General features: G+C 67.2%; 23 protein-coding genes. 14 read left to right on the top strand and 9 right to left on the bottom strand.

Translation table 11 applies throughout. The annotated features are described in order from the left end of the window. Window positions 1-12: 12 nt before the first annotated feature. The 4 genes from MPE_RS08740 to MPE_RS08725 form a co-directional block, all read right to left on the bottom strand. Window positions 13-2226 (bottom strand): TonB-dependent receptor, encoded by a 2214-nt coding sequence (locus tag MPE_RS08740; protein WP_011829333.1) that lies wholly within the window; start codon window positions 2224-2226, stop codon window positions 13-15. Between the two features lie 866 nt (window positions 2227-3092). Next, window positions 3093-3587: an ASCH domain-containing protein gene (locus MPE_RS08735; protein ID WP_085984393.1), complete on the bottom strand. Its 495-nt coding sequence runs from the start codon at window positions 3585-3587 to the stop codon at window positions 3093-3095. Then, window positions 3584-3811 carry a hypothetical protein gene (locus MPE_RS08730; protein WP_036233098.1) on the bottom strand — a complete coding sequence of 76 codons (228 nt, stop codon included), beginning with the start codon at window positions 3809-3811 and terminating at the stop codon, window positions 3584-3586. Before MPE_RS08730 ends, MPE_RS08735 begins: the two co-directional genes overlap by 4 nt. Window positions 3812-3913: 102 nt before the next feature. After that, a complete protein-coding gene (locus MPE_RS08725) occupies window positions 3914-6847 on the bottom strand; it encodes an ATP-binding protein (protein ID WP_011829331.1) in 2934 nt (977 codons plus the stop codon). On the opposite strand from MPE_RS08725, the gene MPE_RS08720 reads away from it, so the two are divergent. The 5 genes from MPE_RS08720 (at window position 6770) to MPE_RS08700 (ending at window position 11245) form a co-directional block, all read left to right on the top strand. Then, window positions 6770-8458: an FAD-dependent oxidoreductase gene (locus tag MPE_RS08720; protein ID WP_148210918.1), complete on the top strand. Its 1689-nt coding sequence runs from the start codon at window positions 6770-6772 to the stop codon at window positions 8456-8458. The genes MPE_RS08725 and MPE_RS08720 overlap by 78 nt on opposite strands. Continuing rightward, the gene (locus tag MPE_RS08715) at window positions 8455-9072 is read left to right on the top strand and encodes a DUF3313 family protein (RefSeq protein WP_237706386.1); all 618 of its coding nucleotides are present in this window, start codon (window positions 8455-8457) and stop codon (window positions 9070-9072) included. The genes MPE_RS08720 and MPE_RS08715 overlap by 4 nt, the downstream gene beginning before the upstream one ends. Before the next feature lie 87 nt (window positions 9073-9159). Further along, on the top strand, window positions 9160-9894 hold the full coding sequence (locus MPE_RS08710) for a DJ-1/PfpI family protein (protein WP_011829328.1): 735 nt from the start codon (window positions 9160-9162) through the stop codon (window positions 9892-9894). A gap of 38 nt (window positions 9895-9932) precedes the next feature. Beyond that, on the top strand, window positions 9933-10385 hold the full coding sequence (locus MPE_RS08705; RefSeq protein ID WP_158304604.1) for a hypothetical protein: 453 nt from the start codon (window positions 9933-9935) through the stop codon (window positions 10383-10385). 236 nt (window positions 10386-10621) lie between these two features. Beyond that, entirely contained in the window at window positions 10622-11245 is a 624-nt protein-coding gene (locus MPE_RS08700; RefSeq protein ID WP_011829326.1) for a tyrosine-type recombinase/integrase, read from the top strand. Between the two features lie 240 nt (window positions 11246-11485). On the opposite strand, the gene MPE_RS08695 is transcribed toward MPE_RS08700, so the two are convergent. The 4 genes from MPE_RS08695 to MPE_RS08680 form a co-directional block, all read right to left on the bottom strand. Beyond that, the gene (locus MPE_RS08695) at window positions 11486-11902 is read right to left on the bottom strand and encodes a tellurite resistance TerB family protein (protein WP_041930046.1); all 417 of its coding nucleotides are present in this window, start codon (window positions 11900-11902) and stop codon (window positions 11486-11488) included. Window positions 11903-11935: 33 nt separating this feature from the next. Continuing rightward, window positions 11936-12205, bottom strand: coding sequence for a TFIIB-type zinc ribbon-containing protein (locus tag MPE_RS08690; protein WP_011829324.1), 270 nt, complete (start codon window positions 12203-12205; stop codon window positions 11936-11938). 20 nt (window positions 12206-12225) lie between these two features. Continuing rightward, window positions 12226-12834, bottom strand: a complete 609-nt coding sequence (locus tag MPE_RS08685; protein ID WP_237706385.1) for a Bax inhibitor-1/YccA family protein — start codon at window positions 12832-12834, stop codon at window positions 12226-12228. Window positions 12835-12969: 135 nt separating this feature from the next. After that, window positions 12970-13311 (bottom strand): hypothetical protein, encoded by a 342-nt coding sequence (locus tag MPE_RS08680; RefSeq protein ID WP_041929608.1) that lies wholly within the window; start codon window positions 13309-13311, stop codon window positions 12970-12972. 203 nt (window positions 13312-13514) lie between these two features. Between MPE_RS08680 and MPE_RS08675 the strand changes: the two genes are divergently transcribed. The 5 genes from MPE_RS08675 to MPE_RS08650 all read left to right on the top strand — a co-directional run bounded on the left by MPE_RS08675 (window position 13515) and on the right by MPE_RS08650 (window position 17851). Beyond that, window positions 13515-14603, top strand: coding sequence for a DUF3616 domain-containing protein (locus tag MPE_RS08675; protein ID WP_011829321.1), 1089 nt, complete (start codon window positions 13515-13517; stop codon window positions 14601-14603). Next, on the top strand, window positions 14600-15238 hold the full coding sequence (locus MPE_RS08670) for a YqhA family protein (protein WP_237706384.1): 639 nt from the start codon (window positions 14600-14602) through the stop codon (window positions 15236-15238). Before MPE_RS08675 ends, MPE_RS08670 begins: the two co-directional genes overlap by 4 nt. A gap of 14 nt (window positions 15239-15252) precedes the next feature. After that, window positions 15253-16251, top strand: coding sequence for a diacylglycerol/lipid kinase family protein (locus MPE_RS08665; RefSeq protein WP_011829319.1), 999 nt, complete (start codon window positions 15253-15255; stop codon window positions 16249-16251). Further along, entirely contained in the window at window positions 16248-17045 is a 798-nt protein-coding gene (locus MPE_RS08660) for a metallophosphoesterase family protein (protein WP_011829318.1), read from the top strand. Before MPE_RS08665 ends, MPE_RS08660 begins: the two co-directional genes overlap by 4 nt. 371 nt (window positions 17046-17416) lie before the next feature. Continuing rightward, complete coding sequence (locus MPE_RS08650) at window positions 17417-17851, top strand: tellurite resistance TerB family protein (RefSeq protein WP_011829316.1); 435 nt, start codon at window positions 17417-17419, stop codon at window positions 17849-17851. A 21-nt stretch (window positions 17852-17872) separates the two neighbouring features. Here the strand turns inward: MPE_RS08650 and MPE_RS08645 are convergent, their stop codons facing one another. Then, window positions 17873-18754, bottom strand: a complete 882-nt coding sequence (locus tag MPE_RS08645; RefSeq protein WP_011829315.1) for a LysR family transcriptional regulator — start codon at window positions 18752-18754, stop codon at window positions 17873-17875. 110 nt (window positions 18755-18864) lie between these two features. On the opposite strand from MPE_RS08645, the gene MPE_RS08640 reads away from it, so the two are divergent. The 4 genes from MPE_RS08640 to MPE_RS08625 all read left to right on the top strand — a co-directional run bounded on the left by MPE_RS08640 (window position 18865) and on the right by MPE_RS08625 (window position 21747). After that, entirely contained in the window at window positions 18865-19278 is a 414-nt protein-coding gene (locus MPE_RS08640) for a hypothetical protein (protein ID WP_011829314.1), read from the top strand. Window positions 19279-19495: 217 nt separating this feature from the next. Next, the gene (locus tag MPE_RS08635; protein WP_011829313.1) at window positions 19496-20581 is read left to right on the top strand and encodes a calcium/sodium antiporter; all 1086 of its coding nucleotides are present in this window, start codon (window positions 19496-19498) and stop codon (window positions 20579-20581) included. 70 nt (window positions 20582-20651) lie between these two features. Next, window positions 20652-21251, top strand: coding sequence for an exopolysaccharide biosynthesis protein (locus MPE_RS08630; RefSeq protein WP_041929606.1), 600 nt, complete (start codon window positions 20652-20654; stop codon window positions 21249-21251). A gap of 19 nt (window positions 21252-21270) precedes the next feature. Next, window positions 21271-21747 (top strand): CopD family protein, encoded by a 477-nt coding sequence (locus MPE_RS08625; protein WP_011829311.1) that lies wholly within the window; start codon window positions 21271-21273, stop codon window positions 21745-21747. Window positions 21748-21768 lie beyond the last annotated feature (21 nt).

Raw genomic sequence — 21768 nt, 5'->3', positions numbered from 1 at the left:
CAGCCGCCTCGCTCAGAAGTCGACGCTGGCGCTCAGCACGAAGGTGCGGGGCGCGCCGATGTTCAGATAGCCGGCATCCGGATAACCGCCGACCGAAGCCCAATAGTCACGGTCGGTCAGGTTGTCGATGCGCGCGCGCAGCGTCACCAGGCGGTCCTGCACGTCCAACAGGTAGCGCGCCCCCACATCCACCCGGGTCCAGCCGGGCACGCGCAACGTGTTGGCGCTGTCGGCGTAGACCGACCCGGTGCGGACCACGCGGGCGTCGAGCGCGAGGCCCTGCACGCCGGTCACGTCCCACTCGACGCCGAGATTGGCCTGCGTGCGGGGAATGCCCAGCGTGCGCTTGCCCTCGGTGGCCGCACTGCCGGTTTCCTTCTGCTTGGCATCGAGCCAAGTCAGGCCGCCCAGCACACGCAGGCCGCGTACGGCCTCGCCGTAGGCGGTCAGCTCGACACCCCGGTGGCGATCCTCGCCGCCCGCGGTGAACGTGGTCCCGGTGGTGCCACCCACCGCTCGCGGCTTGTCGGTGCTGAAGAGCGCTGCACCCAGGCCCAGGCGATCGGCCTCGTACTTCGCGCCGATCTCCTTCTGCTTGGAGACATAGGGCGCCAGCATGGCGTTCGGATTGTTGGCTGTGGCCGGCGCGGTGTCACCCTTGCTCAGGCCTTCGATGTAGTTGGCGTAGAGCGACAACTGCTTCGTCGCCTTGTAGACCGCGCCGACCAGCGGGCTGACGCGGCTGTCGTCGTAGACCGGTGCAGCGACGCCGGTGGTGTAGGCGTAGTTCTCGATGCGCAGGTTCTGATGGCGGGCACCCAGTGTCAGCAGAAAGCGATCGCCATCGAACGACAAGGTGTCGCCGAGCGCCAGACTGGTGAGGCGGGTGCGCGCCGTCAGCGCCGGCGACGCCAGATCGTTGCCGCCGCCGGCGCCGGCGCTGAATGCCGGCTCGGGCGACCGCACCGGCCGATAGAGATTGGTGGCCTGCTGGTTGCCGAAGTCGAACAGATAGGCGTTCTTCGTTTCCAGCCTGAAGTAGGACGCCGAGACGACCCACTCGTGACCCACGCTGCCCGTCCTGAGCTTGCCACGCAGCCCCAACTCGCCGGTGTCGACGCGGTCTTCGCGGGTGTTGTCGAAGCGATAGGTGTAGCCGTCGCCGCTGACCGGGTCGAGCAGCGTGAAGTTCGCCAGCGAATTGGCCTCGTCGCTGCGGCGCAGGCCGTAGGCCGCCCATGCCGTGACGTCGGCTCCGAGGTCGACTTCGCCGCGCAAGGTACCGAACACGTCTTTCTCGTTCGAGTACGACCACGGTTGCGATGCGTTCGTCTCGTTGTCCGGCACGGCCGGCATCGCCGTCACCGGCGTCAGGAAATCGCCCAGCGTCACGCTGCTGCGGGTGCGCTTCAGCCGGTTGTCCTGGAAGCCGATGTCGCCGGACAGTCGCACGTCGCGGCTGCGCCAGTCCGCGCCCAACGAGACGAGGCCGAGACGGGTCTTTTCCTCGTCGACCGCGGTGTCACCATCACGGTAAGCCGCGTTCAGGCGCAAGCCGGTGCTCCGGTCCGGACCGAAGCGACGGGAAATGTCCACGGCCGCGCTGCCCTGCGGCCCGCTGGCCGCGCCGACCGTCACGCGGTTCAGGTCTTCGTTGGAGGCGCGCTTGGGCAGCAGGTTGATGCTGCCGCCGAGGCCACCCCCCGACGGCGTGGCGCCGGACAGGAAGGCCGACGCGCCACGCAACACCTCCACGCGCTCGAACAATTCCGTCGCGATGTACTGGCGCGGCAGCAGGTTGTACAGGCCGTTGTAGGCCACGTCGTCGGAGCCGAGGATGAAGCCGCGGATGAAGTACGACTCCTGGAAGTTGCCGAAGCCGCGCGCCACGCGCACGCCCGGATCGTTCTGCAGCACGTCGCCGACGCTCCTGGCCTGGCGATCCTGGATCAGTTCGTTGGTGTAGCTGGTGATGCTGAACGGCGTGTCCAGGTTGTCCTTGGTGCCGAGGATGCCGGCGCGCCCGCCGCGCGCCACCTGCCCGCCCGGAAACGCCGGGGACAGCCCTTGCGCCGAGGCGTCGGCACTGGCCTTCACGGTGATCGGCGGCAGCGTCACGGTGGCGTTCGCGTCGGCCGGGGCCGATGGCGTTTCGGATTGCGCGTACGCGGCGGGGAGCTGACAGGCCATAGCCGCAGCCAGCGCCACGGGGGCGAGTGTTCTCATCGTCTGTTCCTTAGGGGGTTCGATCGGTGGCGGGCCGCACGCGTCGGCGTGCGCCATGCCAAGTCATGACCGCAACCGGCACACTGAGCGCGAACCACGACCACACGTCGCCCCAGGCATCCGACAACAACGCCGACACGAGGCCGGTAGCCGTCAAGACACCCAGAACGACCGGCCAAACCCAAAGGCGGGCGGCAATTGAATCCATGGGATGGTTCGATCAAAAATACCGCGAATGATAATAATTCGCGTTATCTTATATTCAATCGAGGCACCACCGCAAGTCGTTGTCAACCCGCGCCGATCTGATCTGACGAGGCAAAGCTGCCGTGCGACGACACCCGCCCCGCTGCAGATCGCCCTATTCCCACTCAATGATCAATAGCCGAGGGAGCCAAGGGCTCGAATCGGCGATTTACCGTCCAAAGTACCGTCAGGTCTAGAGCAAGCGCTTCGCTGGCTACACTTCATCGGCTCGACTGTAGCGCGCCGCCGCTCCGCGCTGCTTGCCCGACTTCTTCCTGCCGGCTTGAACCTGCCCGCTCGACCCCGCTGCCGCACGTCGCGACGCCAGCCTGGGCGGCAGCAGCGCAGCGATTGCGGTCTGTCGGCGCCAGCCCTCGAGCTCACGGTCGTAGTCATCTTGCGGTCGTTCGGCCTAGAACGGGCTGGCGCAACGACGGCCCTATTGAACGGGTACTGCTGACATTGCCGGCGACCTGCGGCGGCCGGCGGCCCAGGCCCACCAAACTAGGTCAAGCCTCGTCGGCGCCAAGGCGAACGACTGCTCATCCTCGGCGCGATGGGTCACTGTCGACCCAAAGCAGTTGTAGGAGCGGCCCTGCGTCCTGCCGATGAGCGGACGCTCAGGAGGCCGGGGCGTGAGGGACGCCGGGGTTCATGGCAAACACCAGGTCGAAGCGCTCGCAGAATACGAGCATCCTGGGGTCGGGCCGGCGGCCGATGCGCCTGCATTCTCGCGTGAAGTAGTCCCAGTGGCCCTGCCGCCAGTATCGAAGCGACAGATCCCCCTCCCCCTCGCTTGCCGCGAATTCCGCCGTGACGTCGTCGAACGGGACAGCTTCGATCGTGCGTGTTTCGATGATGCCCAGCGGGGTGCCGAGCCAGTCGGTCATGATGCTGAGGCTGCCGGGCCACGGCGGCCGCTTGTTGTCGTGCTCGTAGGTCCAGACCAGGCTGGCACTGCCGCGCTTGGTGCCTTGCAGCACCAGCGTCGCGAGTTCCAGGGCGCCCTGATTGTTGTCGTGGAAGTGGAACGGCTCGTAGAAGTCGGACGAGCGGTCCCTCCCGATGGCAGCGCCATACGCTTCCCAGATCGTGCGCATCGACGGCGGGATCACGACGGCTCCCCTCGGGTTTGGTGACAGGATTGCGCCGCGTCCGTGGCCGCATGCGCCAGCAGCGCCGCGACGAGTTGCGCGGCATCGTCGAACGGGACCGATTCGCCCGTGGCGACATGTTCGATCAGGCCCGCGATCAGGCCTTGCGCGGGACGCGAATCGCGGTGCAGCTTGAGCACGTAGCACAGGCTGCCGGGATGGGAGGGGACGGCGTTCAGTGTCATGGCGGTGCGTTCGATCGAGATGGGCCAGCGTAAGCGCCCTGCGCCGGGCAGTCGTGCCGAATCGGTGTCGATTCGGTGTCGAGTGCGCGGGCGATACCCCGCTCAGCGGTCGCCCAGCAAGGCGCGGGCGCGGTTCATCAACGGTGCAGTGCTGCCCGCCGGCATGCCGGTGACCACCTTGCGCAATGCCTCGACGTCCCCGGTGTCCGCGTGCGGACCGTCGCAGAGTTCGACCAGGACGGTCATTTCGAGCCACGGGGATCGCTGGCGGCGAGCTTCGGCCAGGGCCTCCCGGGCGGCGGCGGCGGCGTCTCGCTCCGCGCCTTGAGCCAGCAGAGCGTGCCGCTTCAGCAGCAGCAGCCGGACCCGGTAGGAGTGGTCCTCCAGGCGCGCCGCCATGTCGAGTGCCTCTTCAGCCTGCTGCAGCGCGCGAGCGCCGTCCCGCGCGAGGATCAACGCCTCGGTGGCATAGCCCAGCACCTCCGACGAGCCGTACGACATGCCGACCTGCGCGTAGCGTCTGTAAGCGCGGGCTATCTGTGCGTAGCCCTCCGCAGGCGCGTCCGACCAGGCCTGCACCAGGCCGCGGAACCACTGGCTGGGGCCTTCGCCATGCGCCAACGCACCCTCGTCGGTGATCGCGCTCAACTGCGCCGCGAGGGCAGCAACCTGGACTCGGTCGTCGCGGCGCAGTTCGCACAGCGCCGCCAGCCAGGTCGAAATCATGCGTGCCATGGGCTGCTTCAGGGCCCGGGCACGTGCCAGCGCCAGCTCGGACTGGACCTTTGCACGCTGGTCGAAGCCGGCCAGCAGCAACGGGATCGCCAGCGCGGCCTGCATGTTGACGAGCGGGTCGAGCACGAAGGCCGTCTGCAGCGTCTGCTCGTCGAGCCCCGCTGCCGCCTGGATGCCCTGCTCAAGCACGGCGATCGCTTCGAGCGGCGGGCCTTCGAGCTTGAGCATCTGCCCGAGCAGGTCGCAGGCCGTCACCACCAGCACAGCGTCGTCGCGTTGCAGCGCCTGCGCGAGGCTGCGCTGCGCCAGCTCGCGCGCCGGGGCGAGTGCGCCGCGCAGGAACAGCCCCAGCCCCAGCCCGTGCAGCGCCATGCTGCGCAGCGGATGTGTCGGCAAGCCACCCAGGGCCGCCTGCGCCTGCTCGAACGACTGCAGCGTCTCGTCCGCGCTGACCCCCACCAGCTGCGCTGCTGCCGCGCCGCGCAAGGTGTGCAGCGTGGCCAGCACGTCCTGCCCCGACGCGCCGGATCGGCGGCGACGGGCGATCGCCAGCCCGCGGTCGGCGAGGCGCAAGGCGTCGGCCGGCGCGAACTGCTGCAACGCGGCGGCCGCAGCCGCTGCGACGTGGGGCAGCGCCGCGTCAGGGTCCTGCCCCAGTTCGAACTGCGTCGCTAGCTCGGCGGCCGAGACGACGGCCCCGGATGCCGCAGCACCGGCCAGCACCAGCGCGACACGGCGGTGCAGCTGAGCCCGTGCCAGCGCGCCCATGCGGTCGTGGAACACATGACGAACCAGCGCATGACGGAAGGCGTAGCGGGGCGCCGCCGCGTCGGCTGCGGCGTGCTCCTCGATGGCCGGCACCAGCCATTGCTGTCGTCCGGCCAGCAGGTCGCATTGCCGTGCCACCTCGTCGACATTCCGCGCAAGCACCTGCGCCACCACCGTCGGACTGAATTCGACGCCGCACGCGCTGGCAGCCTCCAGCAGCGCGATCTGGTCGGCCGGAAGGCGAAGGATCTGCCGCTCCATGATGCCCGCCAGGCTCTCCGGTACCGACAGCGTCTCGAAGGCAAGCGGGGCGTCACGCACCACGGCGCCGGCATGCAGCGCGCCCTGGGTCAGCAGTTCGTCGACGACGTTCGCCACGAACAGGGGCAATCCGTCGGTGTGGCGGTGCAGCGCCTGCACGAAGGACTCGGACCCGGCGATACCACCGAGCCGCCGCGACACATAGGCGGCCAGTTCACGCTCCGAGAACGGATCGAGCAGGATTTCGTCCACCAGCCGGTGCAGCCGCAGTTCGTGCCGCACGGCCTTCAACGGATGGTCTTCGGCGATCACCTCGGCCGCACGGAAGGTGGCCAGCCACATCCAGCAGGCCTTGCCGCGCCGGCGTGCCACATGGTTGAGCAGGGTCACGGTGGCCTGATCACTCCAGTGCAGGTCCTCGGTGACCAGCAGCAGCGGCCGGTCCTGGGTACAGCGGTCCAGCAGTTCGCCGAACTCCCGCAGCATGCGGGCCTGGCTCGTGCCGGCCAGTTCACGGCGCAGGCTGTCGCGCTCGGCCTCGCTGCACAGCCACGGCAGCTGCAGCAGCCAGGTCGGTGCGACGCTGCGCAGCAAAGTGGCCAGCGCGGGATCGGCGCGACACAGCGTGGCCAGGGCCTCGAGCACCGGCAGGTACGGCTCGCTTGGGCCGTGTTGCTCGACACATTGCCCCTGCGCGAACGCGACCGGGCCGAGCGAGGCCGCAAAGTCGTCGACCAGGGTCGTCTTGCCGACCCCGGCCTCGCCGGCCAGCCAGCACAACTGGTGCTGCCCCGCCCGGGCGCGATCCCACGCCGCATGCAGCCGATCCAGCGCCGCGCCGCGCCCGACCAACCGGGTGCCGCCCGAGGTCCCGGAGACTGCCGGCGCTTCCACGACCGGCACGGCCGAACCGTCGTTCGAGCGAGCGACCGAAGTGGGACGCCGCTCGGGGCCGGGCACCGCGATGAACCGGTAGCCGCGCCGCGAGGCGGTCTCGATGAATCTCGGCGCTCTCGCGTCGTCGTCGAAAGCGGCCCGCAACGTCCGCACGGCCGACTTCAGCACCGATTCGCTGACGTGGTGATGCCCCCAGACGGCGTCGAGCAGCATGTCCTTCGTCACCAGTTGCCCGGGGCGCCGCACCAGCTCGCACAGCACCGAGAACGCCCGCGGCGGCAGATCCAGCGCCTGCTCGTGGCGCTTGAGCATGGCGTTCGCCTCGTCGAGTTCGAAGTCGCCGAAACGGATCAGCAGAGGCTGGGATTCGTTCATGGCGCGAAGGGATCGGCGTGGTGGGACTGTACGGGATCGACACCGTTTCGACACCGCTCCGGCACGACTTGCCGGGCCGCTATCCCTAGCCTCTCGGTCACCGCGATCAAACGCACCACCCGACCGAAGGACCGCACCATGCAAGCATCTCCGTCCGTCAATTCCGCCGCTTCCGGCATCGACACCGACGTGCTGATCGTCGGTGCCGGCCCCACCGGCCTCACGCTCGCGACTGCGCTGGCCACCCGCGGGGTGCGCACCCTGCTCGTCGATCGCCAGGCGGCCGGTGCCAACACGTCGCGCGCCGCGGTTGTCCACGCCCGCACGCTGGAAGTGCTCGAACCGCTGGGCGTGACGGACACGCTCGTGTCACGCGGCATCCCGGCGAAGCGCTTCACGATTCGCGATCGCGACCGCGTGCTGGTGCCGATCGGGTTCGAGGACCTGCCGACGGCATATCCCTATACGCTGATGATCTCGCAGGCGACCACCGAAGGCATCCTGCTGGAGCGCCTGCTCGGCCTGGGCGGGCAGGTGTTGCGCCCGCGCACGCTGATCGGCCTGAAGCAGGACGACGCGAAGGCAACAGCGCTGCTGGACGATGGCAGCTGGGTGACGGCGCGCTTCATCGTGGGTGCCGACGGGATGCACAGCGCCGTGCGTGAACAGGCGGGCATCCCGTTCACGGGAGGCAGCTACGGCGAAACCTTCGTTCTGGCCGATGTGCGCTTGAGTGGTGCGGTGCCCAGCGACGAAGTGATCCTCTATTTCTCGGCAGCCGGCATGGTGGTCGTCGCTCCACTGGCCGACGGCGTGCACCGCATCGTCGCCACGGTCGCCGAGGCGCCCGACAAGGCCGACGCGGCATTCTTGCAGGCGTTGCTGGACACCCGCGGCCCCGAGCGTGAGCCAGCGGTCGTCCACGAAGTGCTGTGGAGCTCGCGCTTCCGTGTTCACCATCGCATCGCCGATACCTACTGCGCCGGCCGCGTGCTGCTCGCCGGTGACGCTGCGCACGTGCACAGCCCCGCTGGCGGGCAGGGCATGAATGCCGGCATCCTGGATGCCGTGACGCTGGCCGATGCGCTCGTCGCCGCACTCGCGGGCAACATGGGCGCGCTGGACGCCTACAGCGCGCAACGTCGTCCGGTGGCCGTGCAGATCGTCGCATTCACCGATCGGCTGACACGCATGGCCGCCGCCCGCCCCGGCCTGCGCCGACTGCGCAACCTGCTGCTGTCAACAGTGTCGAGGCCGTCCGCGGTGCGGCGCCGGCTGGCGTGGCAGTTGTCTGGGCTGGTCTATCGGCCGAGCGAACTGTCAGCTGGGGGTCGTCACGGCGCCGTGGCCCGGTCCGGGTCGGCTTTGTGGAAATCGATCACGGGTGCCTTGCAACGCTTCATGGAACGCCGTGCGCGAGCGCGGCAGAACCGCGACGACGCGAGGATCCTGTGGCAGCTCGACGATGACCAGCTCAAGGACATCGGCCTCACGCGCGGCGAGATCGGCTTGCTCATCGACGGTGAAGCAGGCCCCGCCTCCGAAACGCGGCGCAATGCCCGCTGTGTTACCCGATCGATGGGCAAGCTCGAATGCGGGGGTGCGTCGTGACGGCCGTCCGCTACGCCATCGCGGTCGCCTGCGTGGCCGCCGCCAGCGCCTGCAGCACGGTGATGGTCCCGCCGCGCGCGGACTTCCTGAGCAGCTACGCCGCGCTCACGCCCGATGCCGACCGTGGCTCCGCGAGCAGTCGTTCAGTCATGGTCATCGACCCTGCGCGAGTGACCATCGACGCCATCGAGTGGCGCGCCGACACGGGGACCGACATCACCGAAGAAGAGCGTCGCGCCCTGCTCGGCCACCTGCGCGGCGCACTGCTCGAACGTGTCCACACGCTGCCGCGCGCACAGACGGGACACCCGGCGGTGCTGCGCGCAGCCATCACGCGCGTCGAGACGGTTTCGCCGTCCCTCAATGCCGTTTCCGCGCTGCTGCTGTTTGCACCACTCGACCGCGGTGGCGCGGCCGTCGAGATCGAGGCCCTTGCACCCGACACCGGCCAGCAACTGGCGGCACTTTCGCTGGGCTATTTCACTCCCTTGTCCGACATGAAGGTGCGCTTCAGCCGGCTTGCGCCGGCCCAACTGGCCTTGCGCAAGGCGGCGGCTGATTTCAGCGAACTGCTGCAGCCCGCCGCTGGCACCAAGCCGACGGCGCGCGACTGAACAGCTCCTTCGTTGCTCCGATCTCGGGCCGAGCGCCGCGACCAAGCGCACGCGCCTATTCATCCTCTGGTCACAAGGCCCAACATCATGAAGACGATCCGCTCCATCCTGGTCCTGGCATTCCCCAACGCGGGAGAACAGGATCTGCTGATTCCGTGGGAATTGTTCAAGGCCCAGGCATGGACCATGGCCAACCGTGGCGAAAAGCTCGACGTCGTGCTCGGCAGCTTCCAGGGCGGCAGCAGCGTCGCCACGCAGATGGGCACCCGCGTCCACATCGACCGGAAGATCGAGTCCGACGAACGGTTCGACCTGGTCTACATTCCGGGCGGCATCGGCGCCGGCGCGCAGTCACTGAACCCAATGCTGCTGGACTTCCTGCGCGCCCATCGCGCCGAGGGCCGCTGGATCGCCGGCAACTGCGCCGGCATGGCGGTGCTGCACCGCGCCGGCGTCCTGCAGGGGCTGGAAGTCACCTCGCCGGCCACCCTGTCGCGCAGGCTGCCGGCCGAAGGCACCCGCGTCGTCCAGCCGCGCAGGGCGTGGAAGATCGACGCGGAGAACCGGATCTTCTCCTCGGGCGGTGCGGGCACGGTCCACCCGAGCACGATGGCGCTGGTCTGGCATCTCTTCGGCGACGAGGCCGGCCGCGCACTTGCCGCGGGATGGGACGCGCTGCCGCTGCACGGTGAGTCGCTGTTCGCGCTGCTCGGCCCGGTGATGAACGACGACCCGGCCGTCGCCAGCCGGTTGCAGGATGCGTGGGAGCCGGTCTTTCTGCCGGCGCCGCAGGCCGTCGCCGATCCGCTGGGGGCCCAATGATTCACCACCTGTCTTTGCCCGCCCGCGACCCGAGGCACGTGGCCTCGGTGCTGACCGAGATGTTCGGCGGCACGCTCACCGGCTTCGGTCCCTACCGTGATTCGTTCATCGCCTGGGCGGGCGACGAGCACGGCACCGCCATCGAGGTGTATCCCGTCGGCACCGAGATGTTCCCCGATGCGGGCCAGGGTCAGGCGAACTTTCGTCATGTCTCCGACGCGTCACCCTACGTCGCGACCCATGCCGCAGTGTCGGTGGCGCTCGACGCGACCGGGATCTTTGCGCTGGCGAGTCGCGAGGGCTGGCGCGCCGTCCAGCTGTCGCGCGGCACGAACCACGTCATCGAGTTCTGGATCGAGAACACGGTGATGCTCGAGTTGATGACGCCGCAAATGACGGCCGACTATCGGCGCGCGGCATCGCGGTTCTCGCGGAAAGGCGTCGACCACGTTGCCATTGAAGCGACGGGCCCAGCGAACAGCCACCGATGACAAGCGCGGGACGCCCGCGCGCCTCGGCGGCGGCGTCGTCCATTGCACTGTGGGCCAGATTCAGCCAAAGCAGTCGGACACGAGCGGCAGGAACTGGCCGGGACTGTGAGTCTCGCCCCGTGCCCGGTAGCGGACTTCGGCCTGGCGGGGCAAGACGACAGGCCTTGACTCAGGGCAAGCGCCCCGGTCCCGCACAGGCGCATCTTGACCGGCCCTCAACTTGATGGGAGACCATCATGGGTTCCGTTGCCAATACGGCTCGTCGCGAGCCTTGGAACAAGGGCAAGATCGTGGGGCAGAAGGCCCCGTTCAAGCTCAAGGACATCTGGGCGCTCCGTGTGCGTCTGCAGATGGACCACCGAGTGCGTGAACTTGCGCTCTTCAACCTGGGTATCGATAGCAAGCTCCGAGGCTGCGATCTGGTTGCCTTGAAGGTCCGAGACGTGTGTCACGGCGATCAGTTGGCTACGCGTGCCATCGTCATGCAGCACAAGACCCAGCGCCCGGTGCAGTTCGAAATCACGCCAGCGACTCGGGAGGCGCTGCAGGCTTGGATCAAGCAGGCGGAGCTGAAGCCCGACGACTTCCTGTTCCCCAGCCGTCTTCATGACTCGCCACACCTGGGCACCCGGCAGTACGCCCGCATCCTCGGGCACTGGGTCGACGAACTCGGCCTGGACCGCGCCGAGTACGGTACGCACTCGATGCGCAGGACGAAGGCGACGCTGATCTACCGTCGGACCAAGAACCTGCGCGCGGTTCAGCTGCTCCTCGGACACTCCAAGCTGGAGTCCACGGTGAGATACCTCGGCATCGAGGTTGACGACGCCCTCGAGATCTCTGAGCAGACCGAGATCTGATCGCTTGCAATGAAAAGCCGCCCCAGTTGATGACCGGGGCGGCGATACGCGAACGTCCGCTGTCAGGCACGGGTCTGGACTCACACTCCCGGCCATCAGCAGACATAGCCGTTGTGTCTCCATAGCGGACAGCCAACATCGATCTCGACCCGATCATGGGCACGCCATGGGGCACTTCCGACACGCCCCGCCGAAAGCCCACAGACCCACACCTCGGATTGATCAGGCAGGGCGAGCCGGTCAGTTCCGAGACGACGGCCGAAACATCTCACGGTGCAAGCCCCAATGCTCGACCGCGGCGATTAGAACGCTCGATTCACCGTCGTCAACATGCGCGTCGACTTCTGCAAGCTCGACACACAAGCGCAGCAACTTCAGCCGTAGCGCGGGGTCCTGGACTTCACCCATCAGGTCCGCCAGCGTGCGCTCGTCCACCGGGCAGGCGTCGGCCCACTTCAACTGGTCGCTGGACAGCAGATCCTCGCAGAAGGTGTCCAGCAGCGCGTGCAACTCATGCCGCGCCAGACCCAACTGCTCATGCACGGCAAGGCGGTCGAGCCACTTGATCTCAGCGTCGCCGATGTCGCCATCGGCGACCACCGTCAGTGCGACGATGCGGGCTGCGGCCTGCGGGCTGTTCACGGGATAACTGCGCATCATGGGTCTCCCTTGGGTGCAGTGGGTCGCGGGTCAGTCGAAGATGTTGCTTAGCCAGGACTTCCTGCGGCCGCCCTGCTGGCCTCGACCATGCTCGTAATCGGAGTCCGCGAACTGGGGCTGTGATCGGGCGGCCGCGTTGCCGGCTGGGACCGGTGGTGCCAGGCTCGCCGAGCGCTCGATCAGCTTGTCGAGTTCGCCGCGGTCCAGCCACACGCCGCGGCATTGCGGGCAGTAGTCGATCTCGACGCCCTGGCGGTCGCTCATCACGAGTGCGGTGTCGGTGCAGGTGGGGCATTTCATGGGGTGCTCCTGATGAGGGTTCATTCATCCGAGTTGCCGAAGCCGAACAGGCTGAGCAGACTCGTGAACAGGTTGAAGATCGAGACGTACAGCCCGACGGTGGCCAGCACGTAGTTGGTTTCGCCACCGGTGACGATGCGACTGGTCTCGTACAGGATCAGGCCGGCCGACAGCAGCGCCACCATCGCGGCGACGGCCAGGCCCAGCGCCGGAACCTGCAGGAACACCGCGCCCAGGCCGGCAATCAGCGCGATGACCATGCCGGCGAACAGGAAGCCGCCCATGAAGCTGAAGTCGCGACGGGTCGTCAAGACCCAGGCCGACAAGGCCAGGAAGGTGGCGCCCGTGGCCGCCAGGGCCATCGTCACGACCTGTGCACCGCCGGGCAGTGCCAGCGACTTGGCCAACACCGGCCCCAGGGAGTAGCCCATGAAGCCCGTCAGCGCAAACACAGCCGGCAAGGCCCAGCCGCTGTTCTTGAACTTGTAGACAGCAAAGAGCAGGCCGAAGTAGCCGCCCAGGGTCAGCAGGATGCCCGGCGCCGGCAGCTGGAACGTCACGCTGGCAGCAGCGATGGCCGCGCTGAACAGCAACGTCATCGACAGCAAGGCGTATGTGTTGCGCAGCACACGGCTCGTACCTACGACATCCGTGGGTGTCGCGTTGCCTGCGGCGATAGACGCCGAATGCGCGGTCTCCGGGCGAGTGGTCGAGGGGATGGGCGTCATGGAGTTCATGGAGTCGAGTCCTGAGGTCGTTCGAGTTCAGCGTTCGTGACCGATGAAGCGCTGGCGCATGCGACGGGAGTCACTGCCCCGGCGCCACAAGCGCATCAGGAACCGCGCGGCACGCGCCAGCGCGTTGTCCAGCGCCGTGCGCCAGTCGCTCGCCACGGAGGCGACGACCACCGACCCGGCGCCATCGGTCCGGAGTTCCACCTGGCAGCGCTTGTCGATGCCGCCGCGCGGCCCGTTCACGTCCGACATCTGCACCTCGGCGCGCGGCACGAGCCAGCCCAGGCGTCGCAGCACGAAGCGCACGCGGCGCTCGGTCAGGTCGCGCAAGTCAGTGGCTTGCGGATGGCGGGACTTGAAGAGCACTTGCATCACGGATCTCCATCGGTTGAGGGACAGACGGAATGTGGGGTGCCTGGCGGTTCTGGAAAAGCAGTCTTTCGAGAACGTGAACATCGGATAAACCTGAACATAGGAAGGAGCTTCGGCCGCAGACTTCGGGGTTTGGCGGCTCAGGCCGGCACGCATTGCAGCACGCGTGCCTGCTGGCCCGTCACCCTTTGGAGAAGCACCAGATGCCCAACGCTCGAACCGCCAATGCCGTCCGTCTGGAGTTCGCTCCTGACTCCCTGGTTCAATCGAATCTGTCCGGCGCGGCCTTCACCGGCGACTGGCTCTGGGTGGCGGGCGACGAAGCCTGCGGCCTGGACCGCCTGCGCCTGCTCGCCCCGGTGGGGCGCGAGGCTTTGCGCTTCGGCGAGGTGCGCGACTTCCCGCTCGCCGATCTGCTGGACCTGCCCGGCACGGCCGGGGAAGAGGCCGATCTGGAAGGCATGGCCGTGGCCGACGGTTACCTGTGGCTGGTGGGCTCGCATGGCCTGAAGCGCAAGAACGCCAAACCGGACCGGGACCACGCCGACAACGCCAAGCGCTTGTCGAAGGTGGCGCTCGACGGCAATCGGCGCCTGCTGGCCTGCCTGCCCATCGAGCCTGACGCCAAGGGCGAGCCCTGCCTGGTACGGCAGGCCAAGGACGGCCGACGGGCGCTGCGCCTGAAGGGTGATGCGCAAACGAACCTGCTCACCCGTGCGCTCGCCGATGACCCCCACTTCGGACCGTATTTGGCCATCCCGGGAAAGGACAACGGCTTCGACATCGAAGGCCTGGCCGTGGACGGCCGCCGGCTGCTGCTCGGCCTGCGCGGCCCGGTGCTGCGCGGTTGGTCGGCGCTGCTCGAGGTCGCGGTCGAGACCCGCGGTGACCAGCTGCGCCTGGCGCCCCTCGACGACAGCGGCACGCTGATCCGCAAGCACTTCCTGCAGCTCGACGGCCTGGGCGTGCGGGACCTGCACTTCTCCGGCGACGACCTCTACATCCTGGCCGGCCCGACGATGGTGCTGAACGGCGACATCCGCGTCTTCAAGTGGCCCGCCGCCCGGCCCTTGCTGGCCGCGAACCGCGAGCCGGTGCGCTTCGAGTCGGCGCTGACCGAGTCGGTGCCCCTGCCACATGGTCGCGGCACCAACCGTGCCGAAGCCATCTGTGACCTGCCGCCGGCGCTGTCGGGCGGCAAGGCGCGCTGGCTCGTGCTGTACGACGCGCCTGGCGCCGATCGCAAGGAGGGCGAGCACACCGTCTTCGGTGACCTGCTGCGCCACGATTGAAATCGTCCGCCTCGGTCAGCTTCAGTCGCCTGGGCGAGCTGGCCTGCGTGGCGCAGGAAGCTTCGGCTGGTTCGCTGTTCGACGTAATTGTCGGCTCTGTTTCAAGGAAAACAAGAATGGAAATGCTGCTTTCACGGGTCGGGTCGCTGCTTTACGGCATGAGATTCACGATGTTGTTTTTCTATGTGGGTCTGGTGGCGATCATCTTCGGCATTCTGGGAAAGTTCCTGCTGGAAACCTACAAGCTGATGAGCACCTTGCTGTTCGGCGATCTCGAGAAGATCGACCTGATCATCAAGGTGCTCGAACTGGTGGACATGACGATGGTGGCGCAGTTGGTGTGGGTGGTCGCGCTCGCCGGTGTGTCGCTCTTCGTGACCACGGGGCACTTCGACAAGAAGGACATGAAGAAGCCCGACTGGCTGGACCACGTCAACACCTACAACCTCAAGTTGAAGCTTGCATTCGCCATCATCTCGATCTCAGGCGTGCATGCCTTGAAGACGTACCTGAGCGGCGATTTGACTTTGGAGAATATCCAGATCGTGACGATGGTGGCTGTCATTCACTTCACCTTCGTGCTCTCTGCCATCGGCATCTCTTTTGCAGAACGTTTGACGCGGGAAAAGACCTGAACGCGCCTTGGGCCATGGCCGCTCTCCCGGAAATCGACCCCACGTCTTCGCTGCAGTTCATCGTCAATGCGGCGGCGGGCAGCAGCGACGCGGAGGCGAAGCGCGAAATCGTCGAAGCCGCGCTGCGCGCGGGTGGACGGCGGGGTGACTTGCTCTTCTGCAGCCCCGCCGAGTTGATTGGCGTGTCGCACCAGGCGGCGACGAGGGCGATCGCCACCCGCACGGCCGTGGTCGCCGTCGGTGGCGACGGCACGCTCAACACCGTGGCACAGGCTGCACACGCTGCGGGCTGCGCCATGGGCGTGGTGCCACAGGGCACCTTCAACTACTTTGCCCGCACGCACGGCATACCCGCAGACCCGGCCGATGCCGTCCGCCAATTGCTGCTTTCGGTGCCTGCGCCGGTTCAAGTGGCCGGCATCAACGACCGCGTGTTCCTGGTCAACGCCAGTCTCGGGCTCTATCCTGAACTGCTGGAAGACCGTGAAGCCTACAAGGCCCGCTTCGGTCGCAGCCGCTGGGTGGCGTTCGTGGCAGCCTGTGCGACTTTGCTTCGTGCGCAGCGCCGCTTGCGATTGCACATCGAGATGGGTGGCAAGGTGCGCGACATGCAGACCTTGACGCTCTTCGTGGGCAACAACCGCCTGCAGCTGCAGCAGTTCGGCGCCGAGCCCGATGACACCCTGGCCGGCACGCCAGGCGACGGCAGCATGGCCGCGCTCGTGCTGCGGCCTATCGGAACGCTGTCGATGATCGGCCTGATGCTGCATGGCGCCATGGGCAGGCTGGGTGAAGCCGCAGGCGTCGAGCGCTTCGAGTTCGAGCACCTGGTGGTGCGGCCTACGCTGCCGCAGGGCCGCAGCGGGGTGAAGGTGGCCTTCGATGGCGAAGTGACGATGATGCGCGCACCGCTGGACTTCCGGGTGCTGGCCAAACCACTGTACCTGCTGATGCCACAGCGCGACGCTGCCGTTGTCGACGCCCGATCCAGCGCCGAAGGGGCAGCGCCTTGAGCGTCCTGCTGCAGATTTCCGACACGCACTTCGGCACCGAGCAGGGCGCGGTCGTCGAAGCCCTGGGCACGCTGGCCCACCAGCAGCGTCCTGATGTGGTTGTGCTGTCGGGCGACATCACGCAGCGCGCGCGTCCGGCCCAGTTCCGGGCTGCACGCTCGTTCGTGGACCGTCTGGGAGCTCCCGTGCTGGCCGTCCCAGGCAACCACGACATCCCGCTCTTCGATCTGTGGGCGCGCCTGCGCAGCCCGTATGGGCGGTACAGCGCCGCGTTCGGCATAGACCTCGAGCCGGTGCACCGCTCCCCGGAACTCCTGGTGGTGTGCGTCAACACCACGCGACCCTGGCGACACAAAGATGGTGAGGTATCCGCGCTGCAGATCGACCGTGTCGCGCGACTTGTGGAGCATGCCGACCCCGCGCAGCTGCGCGTGGTCGTGGTGCACCAGCCCATAGCCGTCACGCGTGCCGAGGAAGAGCCAAACCGACTGCGCGGGCATGCGGCCGCTCTGCAGCCTTGGGCTGAAGCCGGCGCCGACCTCGTCATGGGCGGTCACATCCACCTCCCCTACGTCATGCCGCTGCAAGGCCTGGCGCGTTCGCTGTGGGTCGTGCAGGCGGGCACGGCCGTGTCGTCCCGGGTGCGTGATGGCATGCCCAACTCGGTCAATCTGCTGCGCTGGGGCGCGGATGCGGCGCCGGGATGCTGTCGGATCGAGCAGTGGGACTACAAGGGCGACGACCGGGCTTTCCGGCTCGCCAAGGTCAGTGAGGTCCGGCCGGACCGGACGTGAGTTCCGCTCTGCAACGGGCGCTCCATCTTCCGGCGAGTTCGTATTTTCCTGAGTTAGATGCTCGGAAGTATCGCTTCTTCAGAAGCAGGACAGGATGCATATTCCCGCCTGTCCTCACTTCCGAGCTCACCCGCCATGAAGCCTTCCTTCCGCTTTGCGTCCCTCGTACTTGCCCGGATCAAGCAGAGCCTGCGCTTGCTGAAGGAGGACCTCAGGCAGTGGGTGCCACAGCAAGCGCCAGTGCTCGTGCCCATCCCGATCCCGGCCGAGCGTCGTACACGCCAGTCTGAACGCCGGCATCCCGCCCGGGGCGACTGACTCTGAAACTCAGCTTGTCACCTCAGACTGACCTATCTCAACGGAGACCCATCGTGCGCAGCTACCCCCACAACAGCCCAGAAGCCGCCGCGCGCATCGTCGCGCTGGTGCTCATCTCCGACGGTCACGTGTGCAGTTCCGAATTCAACATCCTCAAGCAGTTGGGCGCGGAGCGCGAACTCGGGCTGGAGCCCCAGCTCCTGCCGCACATCGTTCACACCTTGTGCGAAGAGCTCCTGGCGGGTGGGTACGAGACCGGATCGCTCATGGGCAACGTCGATGACAGCGCCTTGGCGTCATTGATGGCCGAGATCTCCGATCCGGCGCTGCAAAGGAAGGTGATGCGCCTGTCCCTGGCCGCGGCGCGCGCCGATGGCCATCTGGCCGACGGCGAAACCTTGGTGGTGGAGGCCGCTCGACGCCACTGGAAGCTCTACGATGGCGAGGAGCCGAGCGCCACGAAGGTGGCCCATCGCCACGCCGCCTGATCGAGGTCGATCAGGACACCTCTAAAGTCGCGCCGCGGCCACCACCTGCGTCACCAGGGGGTGGTGCTGGCCGCGCCGCGACCGGATGGCGTGGATCTCTTCCTTCACGCCATCACTACTGCCCAGCAGCCGAAGGCCGCGCATCAGGCCGACGTCGTCTGCTCCGAGTCGGCTGACCGGGAACACGCCCAGGCCGCGAGCCGCAAACACCGCCAGCAGGGCGCTGTCCTCGAACTCCCCTACGATGCGAGGGCGCAGGCCCTGCGTTTCGAACCAGTGGTCCAGCGTCGGGCGCAGGGCCGAGTGCCCAGTGGGCAGCAGAACAGGCAAGTCGTTCAGGCTTTGCGGAAACCGGTCGCGCTCGGGCTTCCCGACCAGCCGGGCCGGGCCATACCACTCGACCGGTGACTCAACGAGGCGCTCGCTGGTGAGGCGCAGGTTCGGGTTGCGCGGTGCGGCCTGACCGGCCAGCACCAGGTCCAGGTGATGCAGCGCCAGTTCGCCCAGCAGCTGCTCGAACTCTCCTTCGTGGCAGACCAACCGAAGGTTGGGTGTGCTCAACACGGGCTCCAGCAGCGCATGGGCTGCAAGCTTCGAGATGCCATCGGAGAACCCAACCGCCAGGCGGGCCACCTTGCCGCTGGCCGCTTCGCGCACCTCGTCAGGGATGCCCTGGCCCAGCTGAAAAATCTCCTCGGCGCGTGCAAAAGCAGCCTGACCTGCTTCGGTGAGGGCCACGCCACGGCCCGAGGGCTTGAGGAGCTGGTGGCCCAGCGCCTTCTCCAGCTCGCGCACCTGCGCGCTGATGGTCTGCACCGCCATGTCCAGCCGTTCGGCGGCACGGGCGAAGCCGCCTTCCTTGCTGACAACCCAGAAGTAGTGGAGATGTCGGTAGTTCAGCATGTGTCCTCCGGTGCGGGAAAACCGAAGTTTAAGTGCGTGCGAATCTGGTTTGTGCGAAGCGCATTGGTCCCGATACTCTGTGCCATTCGAATACCATAGGAAGTCCAGTCATGTTCTACGTCCTCAGTTGGTTCTCCGTCGTCGCACTTCTGGCGCTGTGGTCGCTGGCTGCCTGGGCGCTGCATGCCGTTGCCGTCTGGACGGTTTCGAACGCGGGCGCGCTCACAGGGGCTGCATCAGGCGCCGGCACCATCGCTGTGCCGGATTGGCTGGCCCCCTGGGTGCCGCCCGAAGTCGCGCAGTGGGCAAGCCAACTGATGGCGGGCTTTGCGCCGTTTGTCGACGGCCTGCTGCAGGCCGCACCCGCGCTGGCGGGTGGCTTGACCGTGGCGACATGGGTGATCTGGGGCATCGGCAGCGTGCTGCTCGTGCTGCTAGGCGCCGGGCTGCACCTGCTCATCGCGCTGTTGCGCCGCCGCGGTGGCGGCTCAGGTCCTCAGCCGCGCCAGCCAGTGGCAGCTTGACTGGTAGGCTTCTTGGGCGTGGCACCACTGCAGCACGCGGGTCGGGTCTTGTGAGGGCCCGTGGGGCGGAGCAGGCCCAGCCCGCGATGCTGAGCCGAGCGCAGCCGCAGCCGCTCCCGGGTCTGATTGCGGAACTGGCTCTCAGGCCGACCGCTGAGTGGCCCAGGTGGCGTTGCAGCCTGCGGTGGGCGAACGCTTGCAGCTACAGTGCCAGATCATGAACATACTCATTTTTCTCGGTGGCCTGATCCTGCTGGTCATCGGTGCCAACGTGCTCGTCCGCGGTGCGTCCAAGCTGGCGCTGTCGTTCGGCATCAGCCCGCTCGTCGTAGGACTCACCATCGTGGCCTTCGGCACCAGCGCGCCCGAGGTCGCGGTGAGTGTCGGTGCCGTGCTCGACGGCAAGACCGACATTGCCATCGGCAACGTGGTGGGCAGCAACATCTTCAATGTGCTGTTCATCCTGGGCATCAGTGCGCTGATCGCGCCGCTGGTGGTCAACATCCAACTGATCCGCCAGGAAGTGCCGATCATGATCGGCGCGAGCCTGCTGTTGCTGGCGCTGGGGTTGGACGGCCGACTGTCGTTCTTCGACGGTGGAATTCTCTTCGTGCTGCTCGTGTCGTACACGGCGTTCCTCGTCGTGCAATCGCGGCGCGAGACACAGGCCGCCAAGGATGAGTACGCCCACGAGATCAAACCCGCCGAAGCGGGTGCTTGGGACGACCGGCTGCCCGCCCAACTGCTGCTGATCGGTGCCGGCCTGGCGGCGCTGGTGTTCGGATCCGAATACCTCGTGCAGGCCTCGGTGAACTTCGCCAAGGCGATGGGCGTGAGCGACTTGATCATCGGCCTGACCATCGTCGCCGCGGGCACCAGCATGCCCGAGGTGGCCACCAGCATCACCGCTGCCATCAAGGGCGAGCGCGACATCGCAGTAGGTAACGTCGTCGGCAGCAACACCTTCAACATTCTGGGCTGCCTGGGCCTGTCGGGCCTGGTGTCGGGTGACCTCGGCCTGGCCATGGCGCCGTCGCTGCTGGCCTTCGACATTTGGGTCATGCTGGCCGTGGCGCTCGCGTGCCTGCCGGTCTTCATCACAGGCCGTGAGATTGCGCGCTGGGAAGGCGGCGTCTTCCTCGGTTACTACGTCGCCTACGTGGCTTACCTGATCCTGGCCGCGCAGCAGCACGACGCGCTGCAGGCGTTCTCGGGTGTCATGCTTGGCTTCGTCGTTCCTCTGACGGTGGTGACGCTGGTGGTGGTGGTGATCCGCCGTCCGGCGGCAAGCAGCGTGCCGTGAGTGAGTTGATGAGCATTCAGGACAATCTGCTCAGTCCCCGCCGTGCCTTGCGGGACGACGTCGAGGCCCCATGACGGAATCCATCGTGCAGCGGCTGCGTGAGACAGCCGCGAACCTGCCTGCCGAGAGGGTGTCGATGCAAACCCTGGCGCAAGCCCACGGGCCTGCCGCGCACGGCACCTGGCTGCTGCTGATGGCAGTCCCGTGTCTCCTTCCCGTGCCTGGCGTCGGCACTGTGCTTGGCCTGGGAATGGCCGCGCTGGCGGCGGCGATGTGGCGGGGTCAGTCCTCTGCATGCCTTCCTCGGCGGGTGGCTGAACTCGAACTCTCACGCACCTGGGCGCAGCGGGTGCTGGGCATGCTTGCGTCTGCCTATTGCGTGGCTGGGCGTCTTGCCAGGGCCCGGCTGAGCCATCTTGCATCCCCGGAGAGACGGTCATGGACCGCCGCAGCGATTGGGTTGATGGCTTTCATCGTCGTCATGCCCATCCCCTTCGGCAACGTGCTCCCGGCGCTGGCGCTGATGCTCATCGGACTGGGGCTGGTGTTTCGCGATGGTGTTGCGGTTGTCCTGGGGCTGGCGATGGCGGCCCTGGCGATGTGCGTCACTGCGGGCGTCATGCTGATGGCATGGGCCTGGGGCAGTGACTGGCTCCTGGGTTTGTTTTGAATCTGAACGGAAGTTCGAAATGATCTACGCTGCCCTCAAGACGGTTCATGTGCTGGCCATCATCCTGTGGATCGGTGGCATGGCATTTGCGCACTTCTTCCTGCGCCCGGCCGTCGCCCAGCTCGAAGCGCCAGTCCGCTTGCGGCTGATGCACGATGTGCTCGGCCGCTTCTTCCAAGCGGTACTTGTGGCCGCGCTGCTGACGCTGGCCAGCGGCGTGTGGATGCTGGGCCGTGTGGCCAAGCAGGTGGTGCAGTCGGGGGGCAACTTCGAGATGCCGCTGGCCTGGACCGTCATGGCGGCGGTGGGCGTCGCGATGGTGGCGATCTTCATGCACATCCGCTTCGTGCTCTTCAAGCGGCTCGGCCGGGCCGTGGCAGCGTCCGAGTGGGCCGCCGGTGGTGCGGTCTTGGCGCAGATTCGCACATGGGTCTCGATCAACCTCGGCCTGGGCGTCTTGGTGCTGCTCGTGACGCTGATGCGCTGGACGACCTGAGTCCTGACCCTGCAGACCACT

Origin of the sequence: Methylibium petroleiphilum PM1 (assembly GCF_000015725.1) — a bacterium.
Lineage (GTDB): Bacteria > Pseudomonadota > Gammaproteobacteria > Burkholderiales > Burkholderiaceae_C > Methylibium > Methylibium petroleiphilum.
The sequence above is the reverse complement of the archived record's forward strand: the minus strand, read 5'-3'. Positions and strand labels throughout refer to the sequence as shown.